This is a genomic window from Sphaerisporangium melleum (genome assembly GCF_014646695.1).
In the GTDB taxonomy this organism is placed as follows: domain Bacteria; phylum Actinomycetota; class Actinomycetes; order Streptosporangiales; family Streptosporangiaceae; genus Sphaerisporangium; species Sphaerisporangium melleum.
In genome coordinates, this window is sequence record NZ_BMNT01000008.1 from 349 (window position 1) to 22,489 (window position 22,141).

Below are 22,141 nucleotides of genomic sequence, written 5' to 3' on the forward strand. Positions count from 1 at the left end.
GCGCGGCCTCAACGCCATCACCCCGCCCACCGCCGCCTTCGACGCCGCCTTCTCCTCTGAGTGATCCCCCCGAACCGGGCGGCGGCCGCAGCACGGCCGCCGCCCGCGTCGGTGGCATGGACTTCCGGCATAGCCTACTCGTTTGATTGGTAATCGGCCGGGCTATTGATTCGGCTTTCCCTCCTCTCTGCAGAGGTTTTCCGTTTCGCTTACTCCTGGCGCTCTCGCGGGGCGAGTTCATCCTTTCCGATGAATGTTCGGTGCCGAATCTCCTCAAATCCCGTGTCGTATGGGACGATCTATCGCGTGCGGGACGAGGTGGATCGCGCCCCTGGGAGCAACGCGCCGTCGGCCGGCCTCTACAGGGGGATGCGCCTGTTCACCGTCGCGTTCCTGCTGCTCATTCCCACTCTGTGGCCCGAGTTCGCGAGCCGTGGGCCGAGCCTCGCGCAATGGCTCGCCGCGGCCGGCGGGGTGGCCGTCTTCGGCGGCTGCTACATCAGGGTGGTGTCCCGCGCCATCCCGAGATCAGAACGCATCCACACGCCTTGGGCGTTCGCCGGCCTGGTGGCCGCCGGATTCGGTCTGCTGGCCGTACTGCCCGATGGCTGGATTTATTATCTGCCCTTTTATTTGATTACCGCACTGGTCATAACGCACCGGCCGTACACCGGGCTGGCCTCCGCCGCCGGGTGCCTGCTGATCGTCGTGTTCGCCGGGCTGCTGCGCGGGGTCGCCCCGGTCCGGCTCGGCATGCTGGCCCTGCAGCTCAGCGTGTTCGCCGTGACCCTCACCGGCATCCACCAGCTCATCGAATTCGCGGTCACCCAGTGGGAGACCCAGAAGGCGTCCGAGCGGCTGGCCACCGAGCGCGAACGCCAGCGGCTCTCCCGTGACCTGCACGACCTGGTCGGGCGCGACCTGGTCGCGCTGGTCATGCGCGCCGAGGTGGCCGCGCGCAACGAGGCGGGGCGCCGGGTGGGGGAGGAACTACGGCACATCGCCGCGCTGGCGCGCACGACGCTGAACAACACGATCGCCGTCGTGGAGGAGATGCGCGCCCCGGACGTCACGGCGGAGCTGGACGAGGCACGCGAGCTGCTGATCTGGGCGGGCATCGACCTGGCCGTGTTCGGCGTGCCGTCCGCCGTCCACCGGCGGGCGGCCTTCGCCTGGTTCCTGCGCGAGACCGTCACCAACGTGGTCAAGCACAGCGGCGCCCGGACCTGCCGGGTGATCTTCGGAGCGGACCGGCTGGTCGTCGAGGACGACGGCCCGCCCGGATCGCCGGTGGTCCCCGGGGCCGGTCTCACGGGGTTGCGGGAACGGCTCGAACAGGCCGGTCTCCAACTGATCGTCGAGCGTTCGCGGGACGGGGGCGTCCGGGTGATCGCGAGGCTCGTCAAGGGGGAGTAGTGCCGTGCTGGAAGCGCCGCTGACCGTCCTCATCGCCGAGGACCAGAGCCTGATCCGCAACGCCCTGGAGCTGCTGCTGTCGGGCTATCCGGGGCTGCGGGTCGTCGCGAGCGCGGCGAGCGTCCGGGAGGCCGTGTCCATGGGCACGCTCACCCGGCCGCACGTGGCGCTGGTCGACCTGCAGATGCCCGTCGCGGCGGCCACCGGCGCGCCGGGCATGGCCGCCGGGCCGGGCGCGGACGCCCCGGCCGGCCGGGGCGCCGAGGAGGACCCCTGGAGCGGGGTGGAGGTGGTGGCCGCGCTCGGGAAGTGGTCGCCGCAGACCCGCTGCCTGATCTTGTCGGCGTTCCGCGAGCCCGAGGCGCTGCGGGCCGCGCTGGCCGCCGGGGCGCGCGGCTACCTGGTGAAGGACACCTCGCCCGCCGAGCTGGTCATCGCGATCAAGCAGGTGGCGTCGGGCGAGCTGGTGATCGACGACAAGCTCGCGGCCCGCATCGCGCTGGCCAAGCCCTGCCCGCTCACCCGGCAGGAGGCCGCGGTGCTGCGCCACGCCCGCGACTTCCTCACCGTCGCCGAGATCGCCGCCGCCATGCGGCTGAGCGGCGGCACCGTCCGCAACTACCTGACCCGGGCGATCCAGAAGACCGGCGCCCGCAACCGTCACGAAGCCGTACGCATAGCCGCCGCCAACGACTGGCTCTGACCTGGGCGTACCCTTCAGCGCCGTGCCCGGCCGCGCTAGCGGGACGGGTTGAGGGCTTCGGGGCGGAGCCGGGCCAGGGCGGCGGTGCCGGCGAAGACCGTCCAGCAGGCCAGCACGAGCAGCGGCATGGCCACCGGCCCCGATCCCTGCTCGGCGGTGACCCCGAGGCGGTACAGGGCGCTGGTGGGCAGGTACTGCACGAGCTCGCGGAGGGCCTCGGGGAAGGCGGTGGTGGGGAACCACAGCCCGCCGAGGACGGCCAGCGGGAAGAACACGCCCAGGCAGGCGAACTGCGTGGCGTCCCCGGCGACCAGCAGGCCGATCGCCACGCCGAACACCGCGAAGCAGAGGCTGCCGCCCCAGGTGGCCGCGAGCGTGAGCGCCCAGTTGGCCGCCGGCATGGACACCTGGTTGAGCAGCACGCCGAGCAGGAAGATGGCCACGAGCGTCGGCAGGGCGAGCAGCCAGGCGGCGAGCAGCTTGCCGAACACGTACCGCCGGGGCGACAGCGGGGTGAGGGTGAGCTGGCGCGCCCAGCCGCTGCCGCGTTCCTCGCCGAGCCGGATGCCGCCGCCGGTGAGCGCCGCGTAGAACGCGCCGGACACCGCCAGGGAGATCATGTACGTGCCGGCGAACCCCGGGGAGGAGGTCCAGCCCTGCACGGTGAACAGCTTGGTGAACATCACGTAGAAGCCGGCCGAGAAGAGCACGGAGAACACCAGGAAGTAGCCGCTGCGCACCATGCTGACCACGTCCAGCCGGATGTAGCGCCCCATCAGTGCCCGGTCTCCTTCGTCAGTGCCAGCAGGACGTCTTCCAGGGAGGTGCGGGAGATCTCCAGGCCGCGCACCCCCGACGGGCCGGTGCCGTACAGGGCGTCCAGGGTCGCGTCCTGGTCGGCGGTGACCAGCTCCCAGTGCCCCTCCTCGGCCGGGGAGCCCTGCACGCGGACGATGCCGGGGAGCCGGGCGAGCTCCTCCTCGCGGGCCTCCCGCTTGCTGAAGCGGAGCGTCACGTCGCTCACCCGGGTCATGATCTGGCGGGCGGGCCCGTCGGCGACCACCCTGCCCTCCTGCAGGACGATGATCCGGTTGGCGTACGCCTCGGCCTCCTCGATGTAGTGGGTGGCGAAGACGATCGTCCTGCCCCGGCCGGCGCGTTCCAGGATGTCCTGCCAGAACGCGTGGCGGGACTGCACGTCGAGCGCGGCGGTGGGCTCGTCCAGGAACAGCAGCTCGGGGTCGCCGGCGATGGCGAGCGCGAACTTGACCCGCTGCCGCTGGCCGCCGGAGAGCCTGCCGATGCGGCGCGGGCCGAGGTCGGCGAGCCCGGCGTCCCGGAGGATGTCCTCGGTGCGGTCGGCCCGCCCGTACTGCGCGGCGACCAGGCCCACCAGCTCGCGCACGCTCACGTACCGCATCAGGCCGGTGTCCTGCAGCATCACCCCGACCTGGCCGCGGGCGACCGCGTCCTGCGGCCGGGTGCCGAACAGGCGCACCTGGCCGGCCTGCGGGGCGAGCAGGCCGAGCATGACGTGGGTGAGCGTGCTCTTGCCGGCGCCGTTCGGCCCGAGCAGGGCGACGACCTCTCCGGCGCGGACCTCGAGGTTCACCCCGGCGAGCGCCCGCAGCCGGCCATAACTGAACGCGACGTCCCTGATGCTCACGTGTGGGCTGTCGAGTGTCATCGCGGTCGGAGCCTCCCGGTTCCTTCGGCGGACGCGATCAGTTGAGCCGCCGCAGCACTTTACGTTGGCCGGCGAACGCGGTGGCAGCACGGTTTCCCACCATTTGCCGATGACATTTGTCACCATCAGGCGGGTCGAATTCTCATCATTGACACTAAAAGCGGCTATGTGAGGATCAGGGACGTCCGATCTCACGAAACGGGGGCCTTTCGACGGCTTGGCGCGGAGCCACGGGCCCGGCACAGATCCGCGCTTTTCCGGCCTTCCAGGGACTCCGCTTCCGCAGCTGTGGGAGGGGGTGAACACGTATGAAGCTTGAGAGCACCGCGACCATCGACCACCGCAGCATGACCGCTCAGCCGCTCGGCGCCGGCCTGTCCGGCACCGAGTTCGGCGTCGTCGTTCCGGGCGCGTCGTCGTGCTGCGCGGGCTGCACGTCCAGCTCGTGCGGCACCATCGTGCGGCCGTAATCAGCACCAAGCGGGGCCCGTGGCTCGTTCTCCGGGCCCCGCCCTTCCGACCTCCGCCCGACCCCATGCCGGCCGCATCGACCAGGCCGGCCGACCGCAGGAAAGCGCGGTGCCAGCCATGCAGAACAGTTCGCCGATCGACGTGTCCGCCATTCCCAAACCCGTCCTCATCAATGTCCCGGTCGACGACATGGAACGCGGCCTCGCCTTTTACCAGGCATTACTGGGAATGCCGCTGGCCCGTTCGCTGTCGTACGAGATCTCCTACCACGCGCCGGTGTCCAGCGACGGAATCCTGCTCACCGTGAACAAGCGGCGATTCCCCGGGGAGGCCGTGACGGTCTACTACCACGTGAACGACCTCGACGGCGCGCTCAAGCTCATCGCCGAGCACGGCGGCGAGGTGACCGCCGGGCCCTACGACCTGCCGCTGCCCAAGCAGATCAAGCCGGAGTTCCAGGAGCAGTTCCGCGACAGCCCCTTCTACCGGGGCGACGCGGGCGACTCGATGGGCCGCGGCGCCAGCGTCGCCGACGCCGACGGCAACCGGTTCGGCCTGGTGCAGTTCAGCGAGTGGGCCCACGCGACCTTCCGGCTCGGCGAGTACGCGACCCGGGTCACCCCCGAGCAGCTCGTCGACCAGTCGATCGCGCTGAACCGGAAGGTGCCCGCGCCCACCGAGATCTTCCAGGAGTAGGCCGCGCCGATGGACAACGTCACAGATCCCCAGCTCGCCGAGGCCAGCGCGGGCGTGAGCGCCTACCGCCTGCTCAGCCCGGGCCTTGAGTCGGTCGGGCTGCGCACCAACCAGGCCCGCTACGACAACCTGGGCGAGGCCCGCTTCCCCCGGGTCGCCGAGGAGTTCATCGTCGCCGGCCGCTTCGCGCCCTGGGACCGGGAGGCGCAGCTGTCCGGCGCCGACTACTTCGGCGACGTGATGGCCACCGCCCTGTCGGTCATCGACCACGAGACGCCCGGCCCCGGCGAGACGATCGAGCTGCCGCCGCCCGCCCCGCTGGCCATCGCGCTGGACGAGGCCGTCGCCCGCAGGCGCAGCGTGCGCAGGTACACCGGCGACCCGGTCGCCCTGGCCGAGGTCGGCACGATGCTGCGCTTCGCCGCCGGGGTCACCGGCGAGGCCGACGCCGAGCTGATGCGCGGCGGCACCGCCACCTACCGGTTCCGCGCCGTCCCCAGCGGCGGCGGGCTCTACCCGGTCGAGGTCCACCTCGCCGCGCTGGACGTCCCCGAGCTGCCGGTCGGCACCTACCGCTACAGCCCGGTCGAGGACGTCCTGGTGCGCACCGGGGAGCGGGCCACGGTGGACCGGCTGCGCGACTCGTTCGCCATCCCCGGCGGCATCATCTCGGTGGAGAGCGCCGCCGCCGTCATCCTCCTGGTGGCCCGGCCCTGGCGGTCCATGCGCAAGTACGGGCCGCGCGGCATGCGCTTCGTCCTGCACGAGTGCGGCGGCATGTCGCAGAACGTCCACCTGGCCGCGACCGGGTTCGGCCTCGGCACCACCGACTGCTCCAGCTACGTGGACGACCTGGCCAACGAGGCGCTCGGCCTGGACGGCGTGCTGTCCTTCCTGGCCCACACGATCTTCGTCGGGTGGCCGGGGTGAGCGAGCCGCGACCGCTGCTGGTCTACGTGCACATCCCGTTCTGCGACTCCAAGTGCCACTTCTGCGACTGGGTCACCGAGATCCCCACCGCGGAGCTGCTGCTACGGCCCGCCGACAGCCCGCGGCGGGCCTACATCGCGGCGCTGTGCCGCGAGATCAGGGAACGGGGCGCCGACCTGGCCGCGCGCGGCTACCGCCCGGAGATCATGTACTGGGGCGGCGGCACGGCCAGCATCCTGGCCGAGCACGAGATCGAGCAGATCGGCGCGGCGCTGCACGAGGTGTTCGACCTGTCCGGGAGCCTGACCGAGGCGACCATCGAGTGCAGCCCGGAAAGCCTCGACCCGGCCAAGCTGGCCGCCTTCCGCCGCGTGGGCTTCCGCCGGTGGAGCAGCGGCGTCCAGTCGTTCGACGACCGGCGGCTGCGCAAGCTCGGCCGCAGCCACGACGCCGATCAGGCGCGCCGGGCGGTCCACCTGGCCGCCGAGGCCGGCTTCGAGGACCGGTCCATCGACCTGATCTGCGGCCTGCCCGGCGAGGACGTCGAGGAGGTCACCGAGACGGTGCGCGCCGCGCTCGGCCTGCCGCTGACGCACGTCGCCCTGTACCCCTACCGGCCGGCCCACGGCACCGTACTGCGCCGGCAGGTGACCCGCGGCACCACGGCGATGCTCCGCTCGGAGCAGAAGATCGCCTACGCGGTGGGAGCGCAGATGCTGGTGGACGCCGGGCTGCCCGAATACGCGATGAGCCACTTCGGCGACCAGCGGTGCCTCAGCGACCTGGCCTACTTCCAGCTCCGCATGGACTGGGCGGGCTTCGGCTCCGGCGCCACCTCGCTCATCGGCGGGGAGTACCTCGCGCACCGGCGCGGTTTCCTCGCGGCCTACAACCGCGACCCGCTCCACTTCGACGAACGCTACCCGGCCGCGTCGCCCGCCATCGCCGCGCGCCTGCTCTACCAGTCGCTCACCACGTTCGAGGGCGCCTCGCGCGAGCTGTGGCAGGAGCGCACCGGCGTGCCGCTGGAGGAGGTGCTGACGCTCGGCCCGTGCCGGCACCTGCTCGGCTTCCTGGAACGGGTCGCCGAGGTCCGCCACGACGCCGAGGGGGTGCGGCTGCGCCGCGACCAGATCACCGGGGCCTTCATCGACCTGCAGTTCGCCGGGATCGCCGGGTCCGGCGGCGACGAGCCGAGGGCGGCGGCCCTGCTCGCCTGACCGCCCGTCCCCGTTCCCGGCAGAAAAGGATCGACATGCAACAGAGCAAGAACGTCCGCATCAAACCGTCCTTCAGCGTCGTCGCGCACGACGCCGACACCGTGGAGCTGCGCCACGGCGTGTGGAACGTCCGCTCCTACACCCTGACCGACCACGCCCGAACCGGCCGGCTCTACGGCCTGCTCAGCGGGCTCGACGGCAGCGCGGGCCGCGCCGAGGTCGCCAAGGCCAACGGGGTCACCCGGGCCGAGATCGAGGCCCTGGTCGACCACCTCGACCAGCTCGGGGTGATCGCCCGCGGCCCGGAGACCGCGCTGGACGCCTACATCGAGAACACCGGCGCCTACCTCGCCGAGACCCCCGCCCCGCCGGTCGTCGTCCTGGGCGGGTCCGCGCTGGCCGAGGCCACGGCCGGCATCCTCGCGCCGAGCGCCCCCGCCGGGGTCGAGGTCGCCGGCGAGGACGACCCGCTGAACCGGGCCCTGCTGGACGCCGACCTGGTCGCCCTGGAGGACGGTCTGGCCTTCGAGCGGTTCGCCGAGCGGTTCGAGCCGTGGCGCGGCAAGCTGCTGGTCCACGTCGCCGAGGAGCCGCACCCGGTGCGCCTCACGGTGCTCAACCGCATCGCGCTGGCGCTGCGCACACCGTGGATCCAGGCCGCGATCGACGGCCCGATGGTCATGATCGGCCCGACCTTCTTCCCGCCCACCTCGGCGTGCTTCGCCTGCTTCGAGACCCGGGTGCTGATGAACCTGCGCGAGTCGGCCGGATACCAGCGGTACAAGGACGCGCTGGTCCGCCGGTCGATCAGATCCGGGACCCCACCCACGCTGGACGCCCTGCGCGCCGTGGTCGCCGGGCACGTGGGCCTGGAGGCGCTGAACATGGCGCTCACCGGCTCGACCACGACGCTGGGCAAGGTGCTCGGCATCTACGTGCCGACCATGGAGATCGCCTACTCGGAGGTGCTGCGGCTGCCGGGCTGCCGGGCCTGCGGGCCGGTGGTCGAGCGCGAGGCGACCGAGCTGTACTTCGACGTGCGGCGGTGGATCGATGACTGAGGTGCTGACGCCGCGCGTCGTGGAGTCCCCCGACCAGTTCACCGCGCGGCTGCGCGCGCGCATGCACTCCCCGCTGTGCGGGCTGATGCCGTCCATGGGGTTCCTGCAGCGGCAGCGGGGCGCGCCCCGGCTGATGGTGGCCGGCGGCGAGCTGACCGGGGTGCACGTGCTGCGCGGCCTGCCCGCGCCCAAGATCGGCGCCTACCACATCGGCGGGTACGGGCTGCGGCCGTTCGAGTCGCACATCCGCACCCTCGGCGAGGTGGTGGAGCGGTACGGCGGCTACCTGGCCCCGGTGAGCGGGCACTTCCCCATCCGCTACGCCTCGGTGGCGGAACTGCGCGCGGCCGGCGAGCAGTGCGACGCCGGCCCGGCCGCGCCGTACACCGCCGAACAGTACGCGCGCCCCGGCTTCCCGTTCCGCCCCTACCGCGACGACGACGTCCTCGGCTGGGTGCGCGCCACGCGGCTGCGTGACGGGAGCGACTGCTGGGTGCCCGCACAGCTGCTGCTGGTCGGCTACGTCGTCCAGGACCACAGAGGCGAGCCGTGGGTGGCCCCGGCCGTGTCCACCGGCACCGCCTCGCACACCGACCCCGACAAGGCGGCGCTCAACGCCCTGGAGGAGATGGTGCAGATCGACGCCGCGCTGAGCCACTGGTACGGCGGCGGCCGGTCGGCGCGCATCGCCCACGACGCGCGCACCGCGGCGCTGCAACGCGTCCTGCACGAGGCGTTCGACCCGCTCGGCGACCGGCCCGAGTTCCACCTGCTGCCCAGCGCCGACCTGCCCGGGTTCACCGTCGCCTGCCTCATCCGCAGCAGGGACGGCCGGCTGCCCGCCGTCGCGGTGGGGCTCGGCATCGACGGCGGGCTCGAACGCGCCATGTACCGGGCGCTGCTGGAGGCGGCCGGCGTACGGGGGCTCGCCACCTGGTCGACGCTGCAGCAGCGGTTCGAGCGGCGCGAGACCGTCACCGACGACATCTTCGACCTGGAGTCCAACGTCTCCTACGCCGCGACGCCCGAGGGCGCCCGGGTCGTGGACGCGCGGTTCGCCGCCTGCGACGACGTCTCCGCCGACGACCTGCCACCGGACGACGACCGGCCGGCCGGGGTGCGGGCACGGGCGCTGATCAAGGCCTTCCACGCCACCGGCAAGCGGCTGTACGCGGCCGACTTCACCACCGTGGACGTGGCCGACCTCGGGTTCGTCGTCGCCCGGTTCTGGTCCCCGGACCTGGTGACGCTGCCGCTGCCCAGCGCGCCGGCGGCGGCCCACGAGCGGTTCGCCGCCTACGGAGGATTCCGCCGCCATGACCCCCACCCCTATCCCTGACCTCCCCGGAGGTCTCCCCGACACCCGGGCGTACGCGCTGACCGCGCTCGCCCTGCTGTCGCTGTCGTGCCTGACCCTCGCCGCCCACCTGCACACCCGCTGGGCCTTCGTGCGCCGGCTGCCGCTGCTCGGCGTGCACGTGCTGCTGATGACGGCGCTGGTGGCCGCCGCCGTGGCGCTGCTCGGGCCGCTCGCCGTGGTCGCGCCGGTGCCCGGCCACCCGGCGGGCTGGTGGGGGGTGCCGGCGGGCGCGGTGCTCGGGGCGGCGCTCGGGGTGGCGGTGATCAGGGCCGACCGGGCGATCACCACCTCCGGCCGCGCGCCCCGCGGCGCCCCCGCCGGGCCCCGGCCGCCGCGGATGACCGCGGCCCGGCCCGCCGGGTTCGCCGCGTCCGGGACCGCCGCCGCCGAACGGCGCCGCACCGGGCTGGTGCGGGCGCGCAACGACTACGCGCCCACGAGCGCCGACCTGCGCGTACGGCCCGAACTGCTGGTCGCCGTCGCGGCCTTCGAGGAACTGGTCTTCCGCGGCGTGCTCACCCGCCTGGCCCTGCTGCCCGGCGAGGTGTGGCTCGCCGCCGTGGGCCTCGTCGCGACCGCCGCCGTCTTCGCCTGCTCGCACGTCTTCTTCGGCTGGGTGCAGGTGCTGGCCAAGACGCCGCTCGCGGTCGCCGCCTGCGCCGCCACGCTGCTCACCGGCAACGTCCTGGCGGCGGTCATCGCCCACGTGGCGTTCAACGTGTGGGTGTGGCGCTACCGGCGCAGCGAGCCGGTGACGCGGCGCGCGCCCGCGCGCGGCATGTGGGGGGCGCCGGCATGACCGCCCTGCCGTGGCCGCTGCGCGCCCTCGTACTGGCCGTGCTGGTGCTGCTCTACTACAAGTACGCCAAGGCCGCGCTGTTCGCCGCCTGCCGCCGCGCCGCCCACCTGCTGCCGTTCGCCCGCCGCTGGGACGCCAGCGAGCGCGGCGGCGTACTGGAGCTCGCCGCCGCCGGAGCCAGCCACGTGCTGGTCGTGCTGCTGCTCGCCCTGGTCACCGGCGTGGACATCGCCGCGCTGCTCACCGGCTGGAACCGTCCCGGCCTCATCGTGCTCGGCGCGGCGATCGGCGTCGGCGAGGTCGCGCTCGGCTCGCTGCTGTGCCGGGTGGTGATCGAAGGCGTGCAGGCGCGTGGCCGCCGCCGCGCCGCGACCGAGCGCGGCGGCGCCCGCGGCCCCTCGGCGGGACGCGGCACGGTGGGCACGCCGGCCGGACGCGGCCCGGCGGGCGCCCCGTTCGGACGCGGCCCGGGTGGCGCGGTGGGTGCCTCGTTCGGCCGCGGCCCGGGTGGGGCGGCGGGTGCGCCGCCCGGACGCGCCGCGGCCCGCACCCTGCCCGCCACCACGGGAGTCGCGGGCCCGGCGGCCGACGCGGGCGCGGGGGAGGAGCGGATGCGGCAGTGGCTCGGCCTGTCCAGGGGCGGCTGGATCAGGCACCACCTCAAGACCATGGAGGTCGTCTCGCTGCCGCTGGCCCTCACCCTCACCGCCGTACAGGTCGGCAGCGAGGAGGTCGTCTTCCGCGGGCTCGCGCTGACCTGGCTGCGCGACGCCGGGCCGGTGCTCGCCATCGCCCTGTCCTGCCTGCTGTTCACCGTCATGCAGGTCTTTTTGATGTCCTCCTGGCGGGCCGCCATGTTCCCCGTCGTCGGGGCGATCGTGATGGGCCTCACGCACAGCGTCCTGTACTGGAACTACCCGATCTTGATCCCGCTGATGGTGGCGCACGTCACCTTCTTCCTGTTCGCCGTGGCCTAGCGCCGCTAGCACCACGCCGAGAAAGGCGTCCGCGATGTTCCATGGCCTGTCCCTGCTGCCGGACTGCTCGCCCGCGACCAAGCCGCCCGACGAGTACTTCCGCGACGTGCTGCTGCTGAGCCGCCTCGCCGACCAGGGCGGGATGAGCCACGTGAAGATGACCGAGCACTACCTCGGCGCCTACGGCGGCTACTGCCCGAGCCCGCTGGCGTTCCTGTCCGCCGTGGCCGCCGCGACCAGCCGCATCCGGCTGATGACCGGCTGCGTGCTGCCCGTCTTCCACCACCCCGTCCAGCTCGCCTCCGAGACCGCCATGGTGGACGCCATCAGCGGCGGACGGCTGGACGTCGGCTTCGCCCGCGCCTACCTGCCGCAGGAGTTCGCCACCTTCCAGGTGCCGATGGACGGCAGCAGGGAACGGTTCACCGCGACCGTGGAGACCGTCGTACGGCTGTGGCGCGAGGAGAACGTCACCGCCGACACCCCCTTCTTCCGGTTCCGCGACGTGACCACGCTCCCGCGCCCGGTGCAGCGCCCGCACCCGCCCGTGTGGATCGCGGCCGTCCGCTCCCGCGAGAGCTTCGCCTGGATCGGCGAGCAGGGCCACAACCTGCTGGTCACCCCCGCGCTGACCCCGCTCGCCGAGATGAGCGACCACATCGCCGTCTACCGCGAGACCCACGCCGACGCCGGCCACCCGCACCCGCCGCGCGTCGTGGCCAGCCTGCCGCTGTACGTCGGCGACAGCGACGAGGAGGCCCGCCGCACCGCCGACCCGCTGCTGCGGGCCTACCTCGACGTCTGGGCCGCCGCCACCGACGCGTGGGTCTCGGCCGCCTCCGACGACTACCGCGGGTACACCGGGATGAGCCGGGCCATCCGGGCGCTGGACCCCGTCTCGTTCCGGACGATGGGCAGCGCCGTCGTCGGCGCCCCGGCCACCGTCGCCGAGCGCGTCCAGCAGATCGCCTCCGGGCTCGGCGGCGTGGACGGGTTCCTGTGGCAGATGGACTTCGGCGCCGTGCCCGGCGAGGTCGCCGTCGCGAGCCTGGAACGGTTCCTGGACAAGGTGCTGCCGGCCCTGCCCGCCGCGGCCGGATCCTGAGAGGAGACACCGATGCGCACACGTCCGACCGTGACCATCGCGCGGCTGCTCGCGGGACTGGCGCTGCTCGCCCTCACCGTCGTCCCCGCCCTGCCGGCCGAAGCGGCGAGCGGGGTGAGCTGCCGCCTGGTGTCGGTCCCGGAGACCGTGGCCGGCACGCCGGTCACGCTGCGCGGCACGCTGTGCCGCCCGTCCGGGCCGGCGCCGGCCACCGTCCAGATGCTGCTGGCCGGCGCGACCTTCGACCAGGCGTACTGGCTCACCCCGGCCACCGCCGGCGCCCGGCCGTACGCGACGGCCATGGCCGAGGCGGGGTACGCCGTGCTCGCCCTCGACCGGCCCGGCACCGGGCTCAGCGGCCGCGCCGCCGCCGACGCGCTCACCCTGAGCAGCGAGGTCGAACTCGTGCACGACGTGGTCACCCGGCTGCGGACCGGCACCGTGGACGGCACCGCCTACCGGCGCGTCGTCGGCGTCGGGCACTCGTTCGGCTCCAGCGTGCTCGTCACCGACGCCGCCCGGCACGCCACGGACCTGGACGCCGTCGTGGCGACCGGCTTCGTCCACTCGATCGGCCCCCGGCTGGACGCGCTGAACGCCGCCCTGGTGCCCGCCGCCGGCGATCCCGTGCTCGGGGTGACCCACCCGCCGGCCGGCTACCTCACCACCAAGCCCGGCAGCCGGGCCGGGCTGTTCCTGGACCCGGCCGGCGCCGCCCCCGCCATGGCCGCGGTGATCGAGCTGACCAAGACGACGATGACCACCGGGGAGCAGGCGACGCTGGCCGAGGCCGGCGACCCGTCCATCTCGGGCGCGGTACGCGTGCCGGTGCTCGTCGCGGTCGGCGAGCACGACGACCTGTTCTGCAACGGCCCGTACCTCCAGTGCACCGACGCCGCCGCGGTCACGGCCTGGGAGAGCTGGTTCTACCCGGCCGAGGCACGGCTTTCGGCCTTCGTGCTCCCCGGCGCCGGCCACGCGCTCAACCTGCACCGCAACGCCCCGGAGCTCTTCACCGCCATCCGCACCTGGCTCACCACCCTCCCGGCCTGACAGCGGCGCATCCGGTGGCCCAATGGGGCGGCCACCGGATGACCGCGCCGCGGCCGGCGCACCAGGCATGGCGACATGGTCTCCGGCAGCGCGACGTCCGGCGACCGGTGGTCAGGGACGGCGATCACGGGCACACGTCAGGGCCCGGGCCGGGAACCCCTGCGTTACGGGCGGCTGGCGCTGACCATGGCGGTGCGGGCGTGCGGGCCGCCGTACCAGAACCGCCAGCCGAGGTCGCGCACCTCGACGTCCACGGCGCCGCACCCGCGCAGCACCGCGGCGTACTGCGGAGCGTGCCGGAAGTCGGCCAGGCGCAACCGGCCACCCGGCCGCAGCACCCGGAACGCCTCGCGCACCGCCGCGGCGCGTCCGGCGTCGTCGGGGATGTTGTGCACGGCCAGGCTGGAGACCACCAGGTCGAACGTGGCGTCCTCGAACGGCAGGTCGCGCATGTCCGCGGTGACCAGCTCCACTCGGTCGGCGACGCCCTCGGCGCGGGCGTTGGCCAGGGCCGCCTCCCGGTTGTTGCCCGACTGGTCGCCGGTCCACAGGTCGGCGCCGGTGGCCTTGCCCGCGGGCACCCGCTTGGCGGCCTTGAGCAGCACCAGGCCGCGGCCGCAGCCGAGGTCCAGGACGTGCTCGTCGCCGGTCAGGCCGAGCCAGTCGAGCTCGGCGTCCCAGACCAGGAACTTGCCGCGCAGCGTGGTGTGGGCGAAGAACGCCGCCCCGGCCACCAGCATGAGCCCGCCGATCAGCAGGATCACCGCCAGGATCGTCCAGCCGGCGGCGAAGCACGCGGCGGCCAGGCCGAGCTCCACGACGCCGCCCACCGACAGGCCGATCAGCACCAGCGGGGCGTCCACCCCGTAACTCGCGCGCGCCTCGGTCACGATTAGTTCTTACCGGTGATCGTCCGCCGTGTACAGCCGATCGGTCACCTTCGTCCCGCCCTTCGGTCACCTTTGTCCATCCGGCCACCCCTTACCCAACCCAGCTCCCCTTCGTCCCCCTGGCACGCCGGCCTCCATCCGGCGGTACCCCATGGCGGCTGGAGATGTGACGGGGGGTGCGGCAGCGGGTCGCCGGGAAATCTCAGAGAAATTTTCTGGGGGTTTGTGCGGGTACGCCGGAGGGGGATTCGTCCGGGTCTCAGAGGTCGGGGAAGGGTGGGGTGAGCTGCTGGAAGGCGGGGGGCGGGGCGGGCCGCCCGTGGGGGTGGCGGCATGGTCGTGGCGGGCCGGGGAAGGCGTGCCGGATCCCCTTTCTGGGGCGGGCATCGAGCCGGAGGCGCGTGACGACCGTTCTAGAGGGGGTAAGGCAGAACGGCCCCGGATCTCGCCGCTCGCGCGGCGGGGCCGACCGAGACGAGCCGCATGGAGGAAACACGGTGACGCCCACCAACCCAGACAGGCCGGCGAAGAAGGTTTCGATCGGATCGGGCGGGCCACGTTGGCGCATCTCAGGCCCACCCCTCATCGCCGCCGCCGTCATGCTCGTGTCGTCGGGAGGACTCGGTGTGGCCGCGGCCGCGGCGGCGTCCGCCGGCACGCCGCCGACGGACGCGCCGACCCCCACGCTGACGGCCACCGAGACGCCCGCTCCCACGCCCACCGATCTCCCTACGCCGACCCCCAGCGACACGCCGACCCTGCCGCCCTCGACCGAGACCCCCACCCCCACGCCGACGGTCAGCGTGCCGAAGGTGGCCCCGTGGGCGTTCGTCGGCACGATGCACGGTGAGTTCACGGTCGCGACCAAGGACCCGTGCGTCACGGTCACGCTGCTCACCCAGACCGGCGAGGCCACCGCCGTCACCGAGGAATCGATCACCGTCCGCAGCCGGGACGGGTACGAGAAGTCGTACGCGATCACCGAGGACACCCGCGTGGTCGCCGGACGCAAGGGCAACAGCGACATCAAGCAGGGCGACTGGGTGGCGCTGACCGCCGCGCCTCAGGGGGAGAGCGCGACGCAAGGCAACGGCGTCCAGAGCAACTCAGTGGAGGGGACGCCGGCGGTCCCGCAGACCCCGGAACCCCCGGCCACCCCGTCGGCCCCAGGAGTCCCGCCGACCCCCGAGATCTCGCCGACTCCCGAGGTCCCGCCGACTCCTGAGATCTCGCCGACTCCTGAGGCTCCGCCGGTCCCTGAGCCCCCGGCGGAGGGAGGTACGCCCCAGGTGAGCGCGACGGCCGGGTACATCGTGGACCTGTCGCGCCCGAGCAAGCGGTACTGGCCGGGTAAGAGCTGGTTCCCCGGCGACTACTGGCACCCGAACAGCACCAAGTGGCGCACCCCCAAGGCGTGCCCGACCCCGACCCCTACTCCGACCGAGCCCACGCCCACCGTGACGCCGACCGAGCCGACGACCCCTTCCCCCACGCCCACCTCGACCGAGACCCCGCTGCCGAGTGACTCGCCCACGCCCGAACCGGAGCCCACGGTGACCCAGACGGTGACCGTTCCGCCGACTCCGTAACACGCCTTTCCACCGGGGAGGCATGCTCCCGGTGTCGTCCGCGGCCGTGGCACGCCCGTCGTGTCACGGCCGCCCGCGCGTACGCCCGTTTCCTGCGGGCCGTGGTGCCGCCGGCATGAAACGGCATAGCTGACAAAGGTCCGCACCGCCGGCCTGGCCAAGCCCGCCGGACGCCGGCTTCCTCTCGGTCAGCGGCCTTCCGGCCTCGCATCGCGTCGTCCAGAGGTCTTTCGGCCCCGCCTCGCGGGGACAACCGCCCTACCTGGCATGAGGTCGTCCGGGAGAGTCTGCCCACGTGAGGAGATTCGCGGGGCACGCCCTGCTGGTGATCACGGTCGGTGCGCTGGCCGCGGGTGGAGTCCTCTATCTGGCGGGCGCACCCCGGCCCGCAGGGGCGGTCTGGGCGGTGGGGACGGCCGTGGCCCTGCTGCCCGCGATCTGGTGGGTGGTGTCGGCGCTGCGGGCCGGCCGCATGGGCGTCGACGCGATCGCCGTGCTCGCCCTGGCCGGTTCGCTGGCCACGGGGGAGTACCTCGCCGGAGCGCTGATCGGCGTCATGCTGTCCGGCGGCCGGATGCTGGAGGAGTACGCGTTGCGCCGCGCCCGCAGCGACCTCACCGCGCTGCGGCAGCGGGCGCCACGCACCGCCCGGCGCTACGAGGACGGGCACGCGCGGCTCGTCGATGTCGAGCAGGTCCGCCCGGGGGACCGCATCCTGGTGCCGACCGGTGAGATGGTGCCCGTCGACGGCCGGGTCAGGCAGGGCGTGGCCGTGCTGGACCAGGCCGCGCTGACCGGCGAGTCGCTGCCGGTGGAACACCAGGCCGAGGACGGCGTCGCGAGCGGCGCGGTCAACGTCGGGCCGGCGTTCGACATGCGGGCCACGGCGAGCGCCGCCGACAGCACCTACGCGGGGGTGGTACGCCTGGCCCAGGAGGCCGAGGCGGGCAGCGCGCCGCTCGTCCGCCTGGCCGACCGGTTCGCGGCCTGGTTCCTGCCCGCCACGCTGCTGCTCGCCGGCGCCGCCTGGTGGATCTCCGGCGAGATGGTGCGGGCCGTGGCCGTCCTGGTGGTCGCCACCCCCTGCCCGCTGCTGCTGGCCGCTCCGGCGGCCGTCGCCTCCGGCCTGTCCCGTACGGCCCGGCACGGCGTCGTGGTCAAGGGCGGCGGGGCGCTGGAGGCCCTCGGCGCGGCCCGCACGCTCATCCTGGACAAGACCGGCACGCTCACCCTCGGCCACCCCCGCGTGGTGGACGTCGTCGCGGCACCCGGCTGGGACGCGGCCGAGGTGCTGCGGCTGGCGGCGGCCGTGGACCAGATGTCCTCGCACGTGCTGGCCACCGCGATCGTCCACGCCGCGCACGAGCGGGGGCTCGTCCCACCCGACCCCGAGGACATGCGGGAGGAGCCGGGCACCGGCACATCGGCGCTGGTCGAGGGCAGGAAGGTACGGGTCGGCAAGGCCCTTGCCCCCCGCGCGACCGAGTGGGAGACCGCCCAGCGGGCCCGGGCCGCGCTCGACGACGCGATCACCGTCTGGGTGAGCGTGGACGGGCGGGCCGCGGGGGTCATCCTGCTGCGCGACGCCGTCCGCCCCGACGCCTCCCGTACGCTTCGCCGGCTGCGCGCCGCGGGCATCACCCGCCTGGTCATGCTGACCGGGGACCGGGCCGAGGTGGCCGAGAGCGTCGCGGGCGTCCTCGGCATCGACCGGGTGCTGGCCGAGCAGACCCCGGCGGGCAAGGTCAAGGAGGTGCGGGCCGAGGCCGCACGGGCCGGTACGGTCATGGTCGGCGACGGGGTGAACGACGCCCCGGCGCTGGCCGCCGCCGGCATCGGGGTGGCGATGGGCGCGCGCGGGGTCGCCGCGTCCGCCCAGGCCGCCGATGTGGTGCTCACCGCGGACCGGCTCGACCGGCTCGCCGACGCCATGGACATCGCCCGCCGCACCAGGCGCATCGCCGTGCAGAGCGCGGGCGCAGGCATGGCGCTGTCGCTGATCGCGATGGCCGTGGCCACGACCGGCCTGCTCCCGCCCGCCGCCGGAGCGCTGTTGCAGGAGGGCATCGACGTCGCGGTGATCCTCAACGCGCTCCGCGCCCTGCGCGAGGGCAGGGGGACCCGGTTGCCGGTGGACGACAGTACCGAGGCACTGCTGCGCCGCTTCGAACTGGAGCACGCCGAGTTGCGGCCTCCGCTGGAGCTCATCCGCGAGGCCGCCGACCGGCTCAGCGTCCGCACGCCGGAAGAGAACCTCGCCGACCTGCGCCGCGTCCATGCCTTCCTGGTGGACGACCTGCTGCCGCACGAGCACGCCGAAGAGGACCGGCTCTACCCGGCGATGGCCCGCCTGCTCGGTGACCCGGAGGCGACCACGACGATGAGCAGGGCGCACGCCGAGATCGACCGGCTGGTCCGCAGGCTTGGCCGCCACCTGGAGCTGGCCGGGGACACCGGCCCCGCCCCGGGGCAGCTGGACGACCTGCGGGCCTGCCTGTACGGCCTGCACGCCGTGCTCACCCTGCACTTCGCCCAGGAGGAGGAGGCGTACTTCTCCCTCGCCGCCGGCTCCACCGGCGCCTGATCGCCCCGGCGGCCGGCAAGCGCCTGTGGTCAGTCGCAGCAGCAGTCGTCGGAGGCGTCGCCGGTTTCGCCGGAGTCGTCCTTCTTGGGAGTGGACCAGGTCTGGTGGGCGGAGGTCGTGCCGCCGGACCGGTTCGTGGCGGACTTCTCCTTCTTCTGCTGGGCCCCGCCGGAGTTGATGATCGTCACCTGCAGGTGGATGGTGCACACCTTGGTGTTCTTGCACAGGGCGTTCTGGATGCCGGTGGCGCCGCCCATCGTGTCGGTACTGGTGTGCTGGAAGCCCCGGTTGCTGGTCGGGCTCGCGATCTCGTTGATGGTGTTGTTCCGCTTGCCGTTCCCGGACCTGATGATCTGCGTGCCGCCGGGCCCGTCGTCGTCGCCGTGCCCGGCGTACCCTCCGCGCCACCGAAGGCGCGGGCTCACCCGGACGTGGTCGCGCACCCAGCGATACCTGCGGGTCTGCGCCCGGCCCGCCGTCCGCACATGGGCCCGATTCGCCGACCGTACGAGAGCCCGCGCCGCAGCATGGCCGGGGGAGTGGGCGTGCGCATGGTGCCGGGTCGGCGCGGTGCCGGCGTTGGCGGGGGCCGCCGCCACGGTCACGGCGAGGCAGGCCGCGGCGCCCGCGAGCAGCATCATGGCGACGTTCCCGCCGGTGAACGGCCGGTGTCCGCGCTGACGACCCGTCATGTCTCGCCCTTTGCTGCGTCGCCCAGCGCCCGGCGTCAGCGGGCCTGGATCGGGACTGGAGCGGCCAGCGTATTCATGGCGACGGGCGCGTCCCGGTCCCGGCGATCAGGGCGTACGGGGTCGTTGCCGCATTATTGCCGCGCGCCGCGATTTGTATGGCCGTGGTTTGCCGTTCGGTGGTGGATCCGGCTTTTCTGCTTGATGACGCACATGCGCTGGTGCTTGCACAGAGCGGTGTGCGTACGGGAGTACCCGCCGGTGATGGTGTTGGTCACCAACTGCTGCCCCCGGGCCACCGTGGGGCTGTAGACGGCCGCGTAGCTGTTGTTGCGCCGGCCGTTGCCCGTGTTCACATGGATCGGCCGCCCGTCGCCGCCTTCGCGTACCGACGACACGGCCGCTGCCGCGTGCGCCGGAGCGGCGGCGGCCAGTGCGGGCACACTCGCCAGCGAGCCGAGCAGCACGGCCGTGGACACCTGCACGCCCAGCCGCCGGACCGGCCCGCTCCCGGCGGTGGCGGTGCGGCTCTCCTTGTGGTGACGGACGCGCATGCGCTTCTCCAGCTCGTACGGCGGGACATCCGCTTTCGGACATCGGCGACGTCGTGCTGCATACCCCGGCCGAAGCCGCGGGCCGCGGTGCCCGAAGCCGGGACACGCATGTCTTTGACGGCTTTTTGCCGATATGGCGCAGAGTGGGGGCGAACAGAGAAATGGCCCGCGCCGGTATGGGCGGGAACACCTGGTATGCCGTGCGAAGTTCGGCTGGATGGGACTCGACAGAACGGGGAGCGTGAGCAGGTGGCGGGAAGCCGAGCGTCGAAGAGGGTGATGGCCGCCGCCGCCCTGGCGGCGGCCGCGTGGGTCCTGCGGGACGTCCCGGCCGAGCTGGGTACCCGTCCGCTGAGATCAGGCGGGCCGCGGGCCGCGCGCATGCGCACCTCGCCGCAGTTCGGCGACGGCGTCTTCCGCAACACGATGCCCGGCCACACCGAGGTGCCGGTCGCACCGCCGCCGGGCCTGATACGCGACCTGATCACCGGAGGCGAGCGGCGCCGCCCGCCCGGCGCGATCCCCCTGCTCTCGCCGTCCACCGCGCGGCCGGCGCCGGACGGCCTGCGGGTCGTGTGGTTCGGCCACGCCTCGACACTGGTCGAGATCGAGGGACGGCGCGTCCTGTTCGACCCGGTGTGGAGCAGGAGGGTCTCGCCGTCGCGGCTCGTCGGGCCCAAGCGGCTGCACCCGGTGCCGGTGGGCCTGGACACGCTGCCCGAGATCGACGCCGTCGCCATCTCGCACGACCACTACGACCACCTCGACCTGGCCACCGTGCGGGCGCTGACCCGCACCCGCACCGCCCCGTTCCTCGTCCCGCTCGGCATCGGCGCGCACCTCGCCAAGTGGGGCGTGCCACGGGAACGGATCATCGAGCTCGACTGGGACGAGGAGGCCGAGATCGCCGGCCTGCGGTTCACCGCCGCGGCGGCCCGGCACTTCTCCGGGCGTGCCTTCACCCGCAACGAGACCCTGTGGGGGTCGTGGGTGGTCGCCGGCACGCGGCGCAGGGTCTTCTACGCAGGGGACTCCGGCTACTTCGAGGGGTACGCCGGGATCGGCGCCGCGCACGGGCCGTTCGACCTGACCCTGATGCCGATCGGCGCCTACAGCCCGGCCTGGCCGGACATCCACATGAACCCCGAGGAGGCGGTGAACGCCCACATCGACCTCGGCGGCGGGCTGTTGCTGCCGGTGCACTGGGCGACGTTCACGCTGGCACTGCACCCCTGGGCCGAGCCGGTGGACCGGCTGTGGCGCGAGGCCAAGGCCCGTGACGTCCGCATCGTGACGCCCAGGCCCGGCGAGACGGTCGACGTCGATGCCGCGCCTGCGGTGGACGGCTGGTGGGAGACCCTGATAAGGGGATGAGGTGGACCTGTCCGAGGCGGTGGGCGAGCTCTACGGCATCACGCCCGAAGAGTTCGTGGAGACCCGTAAGCGGCTGGCGGCCGAGGCCAAGAAGTCGGGCGACGCCGCGCTGGCCAAGAGCATCGGCGCGCTGCGGCGCCCCACGGTGTCGGCCTGGGCGGTGAACCGCCTGGCCCGCGACGCCCCGGACGAGCTTGAAGAGCTGCTCGACCTCGGCGCGGAGCTGCGGTCGGCATGGGAGTCCGGCGGGCGGCCCGGCGAGCTGGACCAGCGGCGCGCCGAGCTGGTGACCCGGCTGTCCCGCACGGTGCTCACCCTCGCCGACCAGGCCGGACGCCCGCTGCGCGAGCCGGCGACACGCGAGGTCGAGGACACCTTGCACGCCGCCACGATGGACCCGGCGGTGGCGGAGGAAGTGCGGGACGGGCGGCTGGCGCAGCCGCGCACCCACGTCGGTTTCGGCCCGGTCGGGGCGCTGCCCGGCCTCGCGGCGTCGCCGGCGCGTACGGGGGCCCCGGCCCGGCCGGCCGGCGCCGAGGCGGGCGCCGGTCCCGGGAAGCGTACCCCGGCCCGGGAGAAGGCAGGGGAGAAGACCACCGAGAGCCGGGCCGAGGCCCGTCGCCGCGAGCGCGAGGAGGCCAGGCGCCGCGAGGAGGAGGCGCGGCGCCGGGCGGTCGAGCAGCGGGCCGCCGCGGCGGCGGCCGAGGCCGAGGAGGCCCGGCGCGTCCTCGGCGAGTGGGAGAACGAGGCCGGCGAGGCCGAGCGGGCGTACACCGCGGCCGGCGAGGAGGTCGAGCGCCTGCGCCGCGAGCTGGAGGCGGCCCGGGAACGCCAGGAGGCGGCGACCAAGCGGCTGAGCGTGGCCGAGCGCGAGCGCAACCGCGCCACCCGCCGCGCCGACGAGACCCGCCGCCGCGCCCAGCAGGCCCGCGACGCGCTGGAGACCTGACCACCTGCGATCCTGCGCGGGTACCGGCCAGCCT

Annotated in this window: 21 protein-coding genes; 16 read left to right on the top strand and 5 right to left on the bottom strand. The window is 73.7% G+C overall.

From position 1 onward, the window contains the following. The first annotated feature begins 306 nt into the window (after positions 1–306). Entirely contained in the window at positions 307–1,416 is a 1,110-nt protein-coding gene (locus IEY93_RS08540) for a sensor histidine kinase (protein WP_189162443.1), read from the top strand. A gap of 4 nt (positions 1,417–1,420) precedes the next feature. Next, positions 1,421–2,119 carry a response regulator transcription factor gene (locus IEY93_RS08545; protein ID WP_229690983.1) on the top strand — a complete coding sequence of 233 codons (699 nt, stop codon included), beginning with the start codon at positions 1,421–1,423 and terminating at the stop codon, positions 2,117–2,119. Between the two features lie 35 nt (positions 2,120–2,154). Here the strand turns inward: IEY93_RS08545 and IEY93_RS08550 are convergent, their stop codons facing one another. Together IEY93_RS08550 and IEY93_RS08555 are read right to left on the bottom strand one after the other, a co-directional pair. Continuing rightward, positions 2,155–2,895 (bottom strand): ABC transporter permease, encoded by a 741-nt coding sequence (locus tag IEY93_RS08550; RefSeq protein WP_189162444.1) that lies wholly within the window; start codon positions 2,893–2,895, stop codon positions 2,155–2,157. Continuing rightward, positions 2,895–3,785: an ABC transporter ATP-binding protein gene (locus tag IEY93_RS08555; RefSeq protein ID WP_203968649.1), complete on the bottom strand. Its 891-nt coding sequence runs from the start codon at positions 3,783–3,785 to the stop codon at positions 2,895–2,897. The genes IEY93_RS08550 and IEY93_RS08555 overlap by 1 nt, the downstream gene beginning before the upstream one ends. 329 nt (positions 3,786–4,114) lie before the next feature. On the opposite strand from IEY93_RS08555, the gene IEY93_RS08560 reads away from it, so the two are divergent. The 10 genes from IEY93_RS08560 to IEY93_RS08605 all read left to right on the top strand — a co-directional run bounded on the left by IEY93_RS08560 (position 4,115) and on the right by IEY93_RS08605 (position 13,478). Beyond that, the gene (locus IEY93_RS08560; protein ID WP_189162446.1) at positions 4,115–4,276 is read left to right on the top strand and encodes a hypothetical protein; all 162 of its coding nucleotides are present in this window, start codon (positions 4,115–4,117) and stop codon (positions 4,274–4,276) included. Between the two features lie 118 nt (positions 4,277–4,394). Next, on the top strand, positions 4,395–4,973 hold the full coding sequence (locus tag IEY93_RS08565; protein ID WP_229691005.1) for a VOC family protein: 579 nt from the start codon (positions 4,395–4,397) through the stop codon (positions 4,971–4,973). 9 nt (positions 4,974–4,982) lie between these two features. Further along, on the top strand, positions 4,983–5,903 hold the full coding sequence (locus IEY93_RS08570; RefSeq protein ID WP_189162448.1) for a SagB/ThcOx family dehydrogenase: 921 nt from the start codon (positions 4,983–4,985) through the stop codon (positions 5,901–5,903). Then, on the top strand, positions 5,900–7,123 hold the full coding sequence (locus IEY93_RS08575) for a coproporphyrinogen-III oxidase family protein (RefSeq protein ID WP_189162449.1): 1,224 nt from the start codon (positions 5,900–5,902) through the stop codon (positions 7,121–7,123). The genes IEY93_RS08570 and IEY93_RS08575 overlap by 4 nt, the downstream gene beginning before the upstream one ends. Before the next feature lie 35 nt (positions 7,124–7,158). After that, positions 7,159–8,184 (top strand): TOMM precursor leader peptide-binding protein, encoded by a 1,026-nt coding sequence (locus tag IEY93_RS08580; RefSeq protein ID WP_189162450.1) that lies wholly within the window; start codon positions 7,159–7,161, stop codon positions 8,182–8,184. After that, positions 8,177–9,523, top strand: coding sequence for a YcaO-like family protein (locus IEY93_RS08585; RefSeq protein ID WP_189162451.1), 1,347 nt, complete (start codon positions 8,177–8,179; stop codon positions 9,521–9,523). Before IEY93_RS08580 ends, IEY93_RS08585 begins: the two co-directional genes overlap by 8 nt. Then, positions 9,501–10,343, top strand: a complete 843-nt coding sequence (locus IEY93_RS08590; RefSeq protein WP_189162452.1) for a CPBP family intramembrane glutamic endopeptidase — start codon at positions 9,501–9,503, stop codon at positions 10,341–10,343. The genes IEY93_RS08585 and IEY93_RS08590 overlap by 23 nt, the downstream gene beginning before the upstream one ends. Then, positions 10,340–11,320 carry a CPBP family intramembrane glutamic endopeptidase gene (locus IEY93_RS08595; RefSeq protein WP_189162453.1) on the top strand — a complete coding sequence of 327 codons (981 nt, stop codon included), beginning with the start codon at positions 10,340–10,342 and terminating at the stop codon, positions 11,318–11,320. The genes IEY93_RS08590 and IEY93_RS08595 overlap by 4 nt, the downstream gene beginning before the upstream one ends. 34 nt (positions 11,321–11,354) lie before the next feature. Then, complete coding sequence (locus IEY93_RS08600; protein WP_189162454.1) at positions 11,355–12,425, top strand: LLM class flavin-dependent oxidoreductase; 1,071 nt, start codon at positions 11,355–11,357, stop codon at positions 12,423–12,425. Positions 12,426–12,437: 12 nt separating this feature from the next. Then, on the top strand, positions 12,438–13,478 hold the full coding sequence (locus tag IEY93_RS08605) for an alpha/beta hydrolase (RefSeq protein WP_189162455.1): 1,041 nt from the start codon (positions 12,438–12,440) through the stop codon (positions 13,476–13,478). 164 nt (positions 13,479–13,642) lie between these two features. Here the strand turns inward: IEY93_RS08605 and IEY93_RS08610 are convergent, their stop codons facing one another. Beyond that, positions 13,643–14,368: a class I SAM-dependent methyltransferase gene (locus IEY93_RS08610; protein WP_203968650.1), complete on the bottom strand. Its 726-nt coding sequence runs from the start codon at positions 14,366–14,368 to the stop codon at positions 13,643–13,645. Positions 14,369–14,994: 626 nt separating this feature from the next. Here IEY93_RS08610 and IEY93_RS08615 point away from each other — a divergent pair. Further along, entirely contained in the window at positions 14,995–15,957 is a 963-nt protein-coding gene (locus tag IEY93_RS08615; protein ID WP_189162623.1) for a hypothetical protein, read from the top strand. 295 nt (positions 15,958–16,252) lie between these two features. Beyond that, a complete protein-coding gene (locus IEY93_RS08620; RefSeq protein ID WP_189162456.1) occupies positions 16,253–18,541 on the top strand; it encodes a heavy metal translocating P-type ATPase in 2,289 nt (762 codons plus the stop codon). 29 nt (positions 18,542–18,570) lie between these two features. Here the strand turns inward: IEY93_RS08620 and IEY93_RS08625 are convergent, their stop codons facing one another. Further along, entirely contained in the window at positions 18,571–19,233 is a 663-nt protein-coding gene (locus IEY93_RS08625; protein ID WP_189162457.1) for a hypothetical protein, read from the bottom strand. Positions 19,234–19,364: 131 nt separating this feature from the next. Next, entirely contained in the window at positions 19,365–19,784 is a 420-nt protein-coding gene (locus IEY93_RS08630) for a hypothetical protein (RefSeq protein ID WP_189162458.1), read from the bottom strand. 249 nt (positions 19,785–20,033) lie between these two features. Here IEY93_RS08630 and IEY93_RS08635 point away from each other — a divergent pair, with 249 nt between their 5' ends. Together IEY93_RS08635 and IEY93_RS08640 are read left to right on the top strand one after the other, a co-directional pair. Beyond that, positions 20,034–21,158, top strand: coding sequence for an MBL fold metallo-hydrolase (locus IEY93_RS08635; protein WP_229690984.1), 1,125 nt, complete (start codon positions 20,034–20,036; stop codon positions 21,156–21,158). A 1-nt stretch (position 21,159) separates the two neighbouring features. Then, complete coding sequence (locus IEY93_RS08640) at positions 21,160–22,107, top strand: hypothetical protein (protein WP_189162460.1); 948 nt, start codon at positions 21,160–21,162, stop codon at positions 22,105–22,107. The last annotated feature ends 34 nt before the right edge of the window (positions 22,108–22,141 follow it).

Bases quoted from the DNA above. Each gene is read 5' to 3' on its own strand.
- IEY93_RS08550 (WP_189162444.1), bottom strand. From the start codon at position 2,895: ATGGGGCGCTACATCCGGCTGGACGTGGTCAGCATGGTGCGCAGCGGC.
- IEY93_RS08560 (WP_189162446.1), top strand. From the start codon at position 4,115: ATGAAGCTTGAGAGCACCGCGACCATCGACCACCGCAGCATGACCGCT.
- IEY93_RS08565 (WP_229691005.1), top strand. From the start codon at position 4,395: ATGCAGAACAGTTCGCCGATCGACGTGTCCGCCATTCCCAAACCCGTC.
- IEY93_RS08570 (WP_189162448.1), top strand. From the start codon at position 4,983: ATGGACAACGTCACAGATCCCCAGCTCGCCGAGGCCAGCGCGGGCGTG.
- IEY93_RS08580 (WP_189162450.1), top strand. From the start codon at position 7,159: ATGCAACAGAGCAAGAACGTCCGCATCAAACCGTCCTTCAGCGTCGTC.
- IEY93_RS08585 (WP_189162451.1), top strand. From the start codon at position 8,177: ATGACTGAGGTGCTGACGCCGCGCGTCGTGGAGTCCCCCGACCAGTTC.
- IEY93_RS08590 (WP_189162452.1), top strand. From the start codon at position 9,501: ATGACCCCCACCCCTATCCCTGACCTCCCCGGAGGTCTCCCCGACACC.
- IEY93_RS08595 (WP_189162453.1), top strand. From the start codon at position 10,340: ATGACCGCCCTGCCGTGGCCGCTGCGCGCCCTCGTACTGGCCGTGCTG.
- IEY93_RS08600 (WP_189162454.1), top strand. From the start codon at position 11,355: ATGTTCCATGGCCTGTCCCTGCTGCCGGACTGCTCGCCCGCGACCAAG.
- IEY93_RS08605 (WP_189162455.1), top strand. From the start codon at position 12,438: ATGCGCACACGTCCGACCGTGACCATCGCGCGGCTGCTCGCGGGACTG.
- IEY93_RS08625 (WP_189162457.1), bottom strand. From the start codon at position 19,233: ATGACGGGTCGTCAGCGCGGACACCGGCCGTTCACCGGCGGGAACGTC.
- IEY93_RS08630 (WP_189162458.1), bottom strand. From the start codon at position 19,784: ATGCGCGTCCGTCACCACAAGGAGAGCCGCACCGCCACCGCCGGGAGC.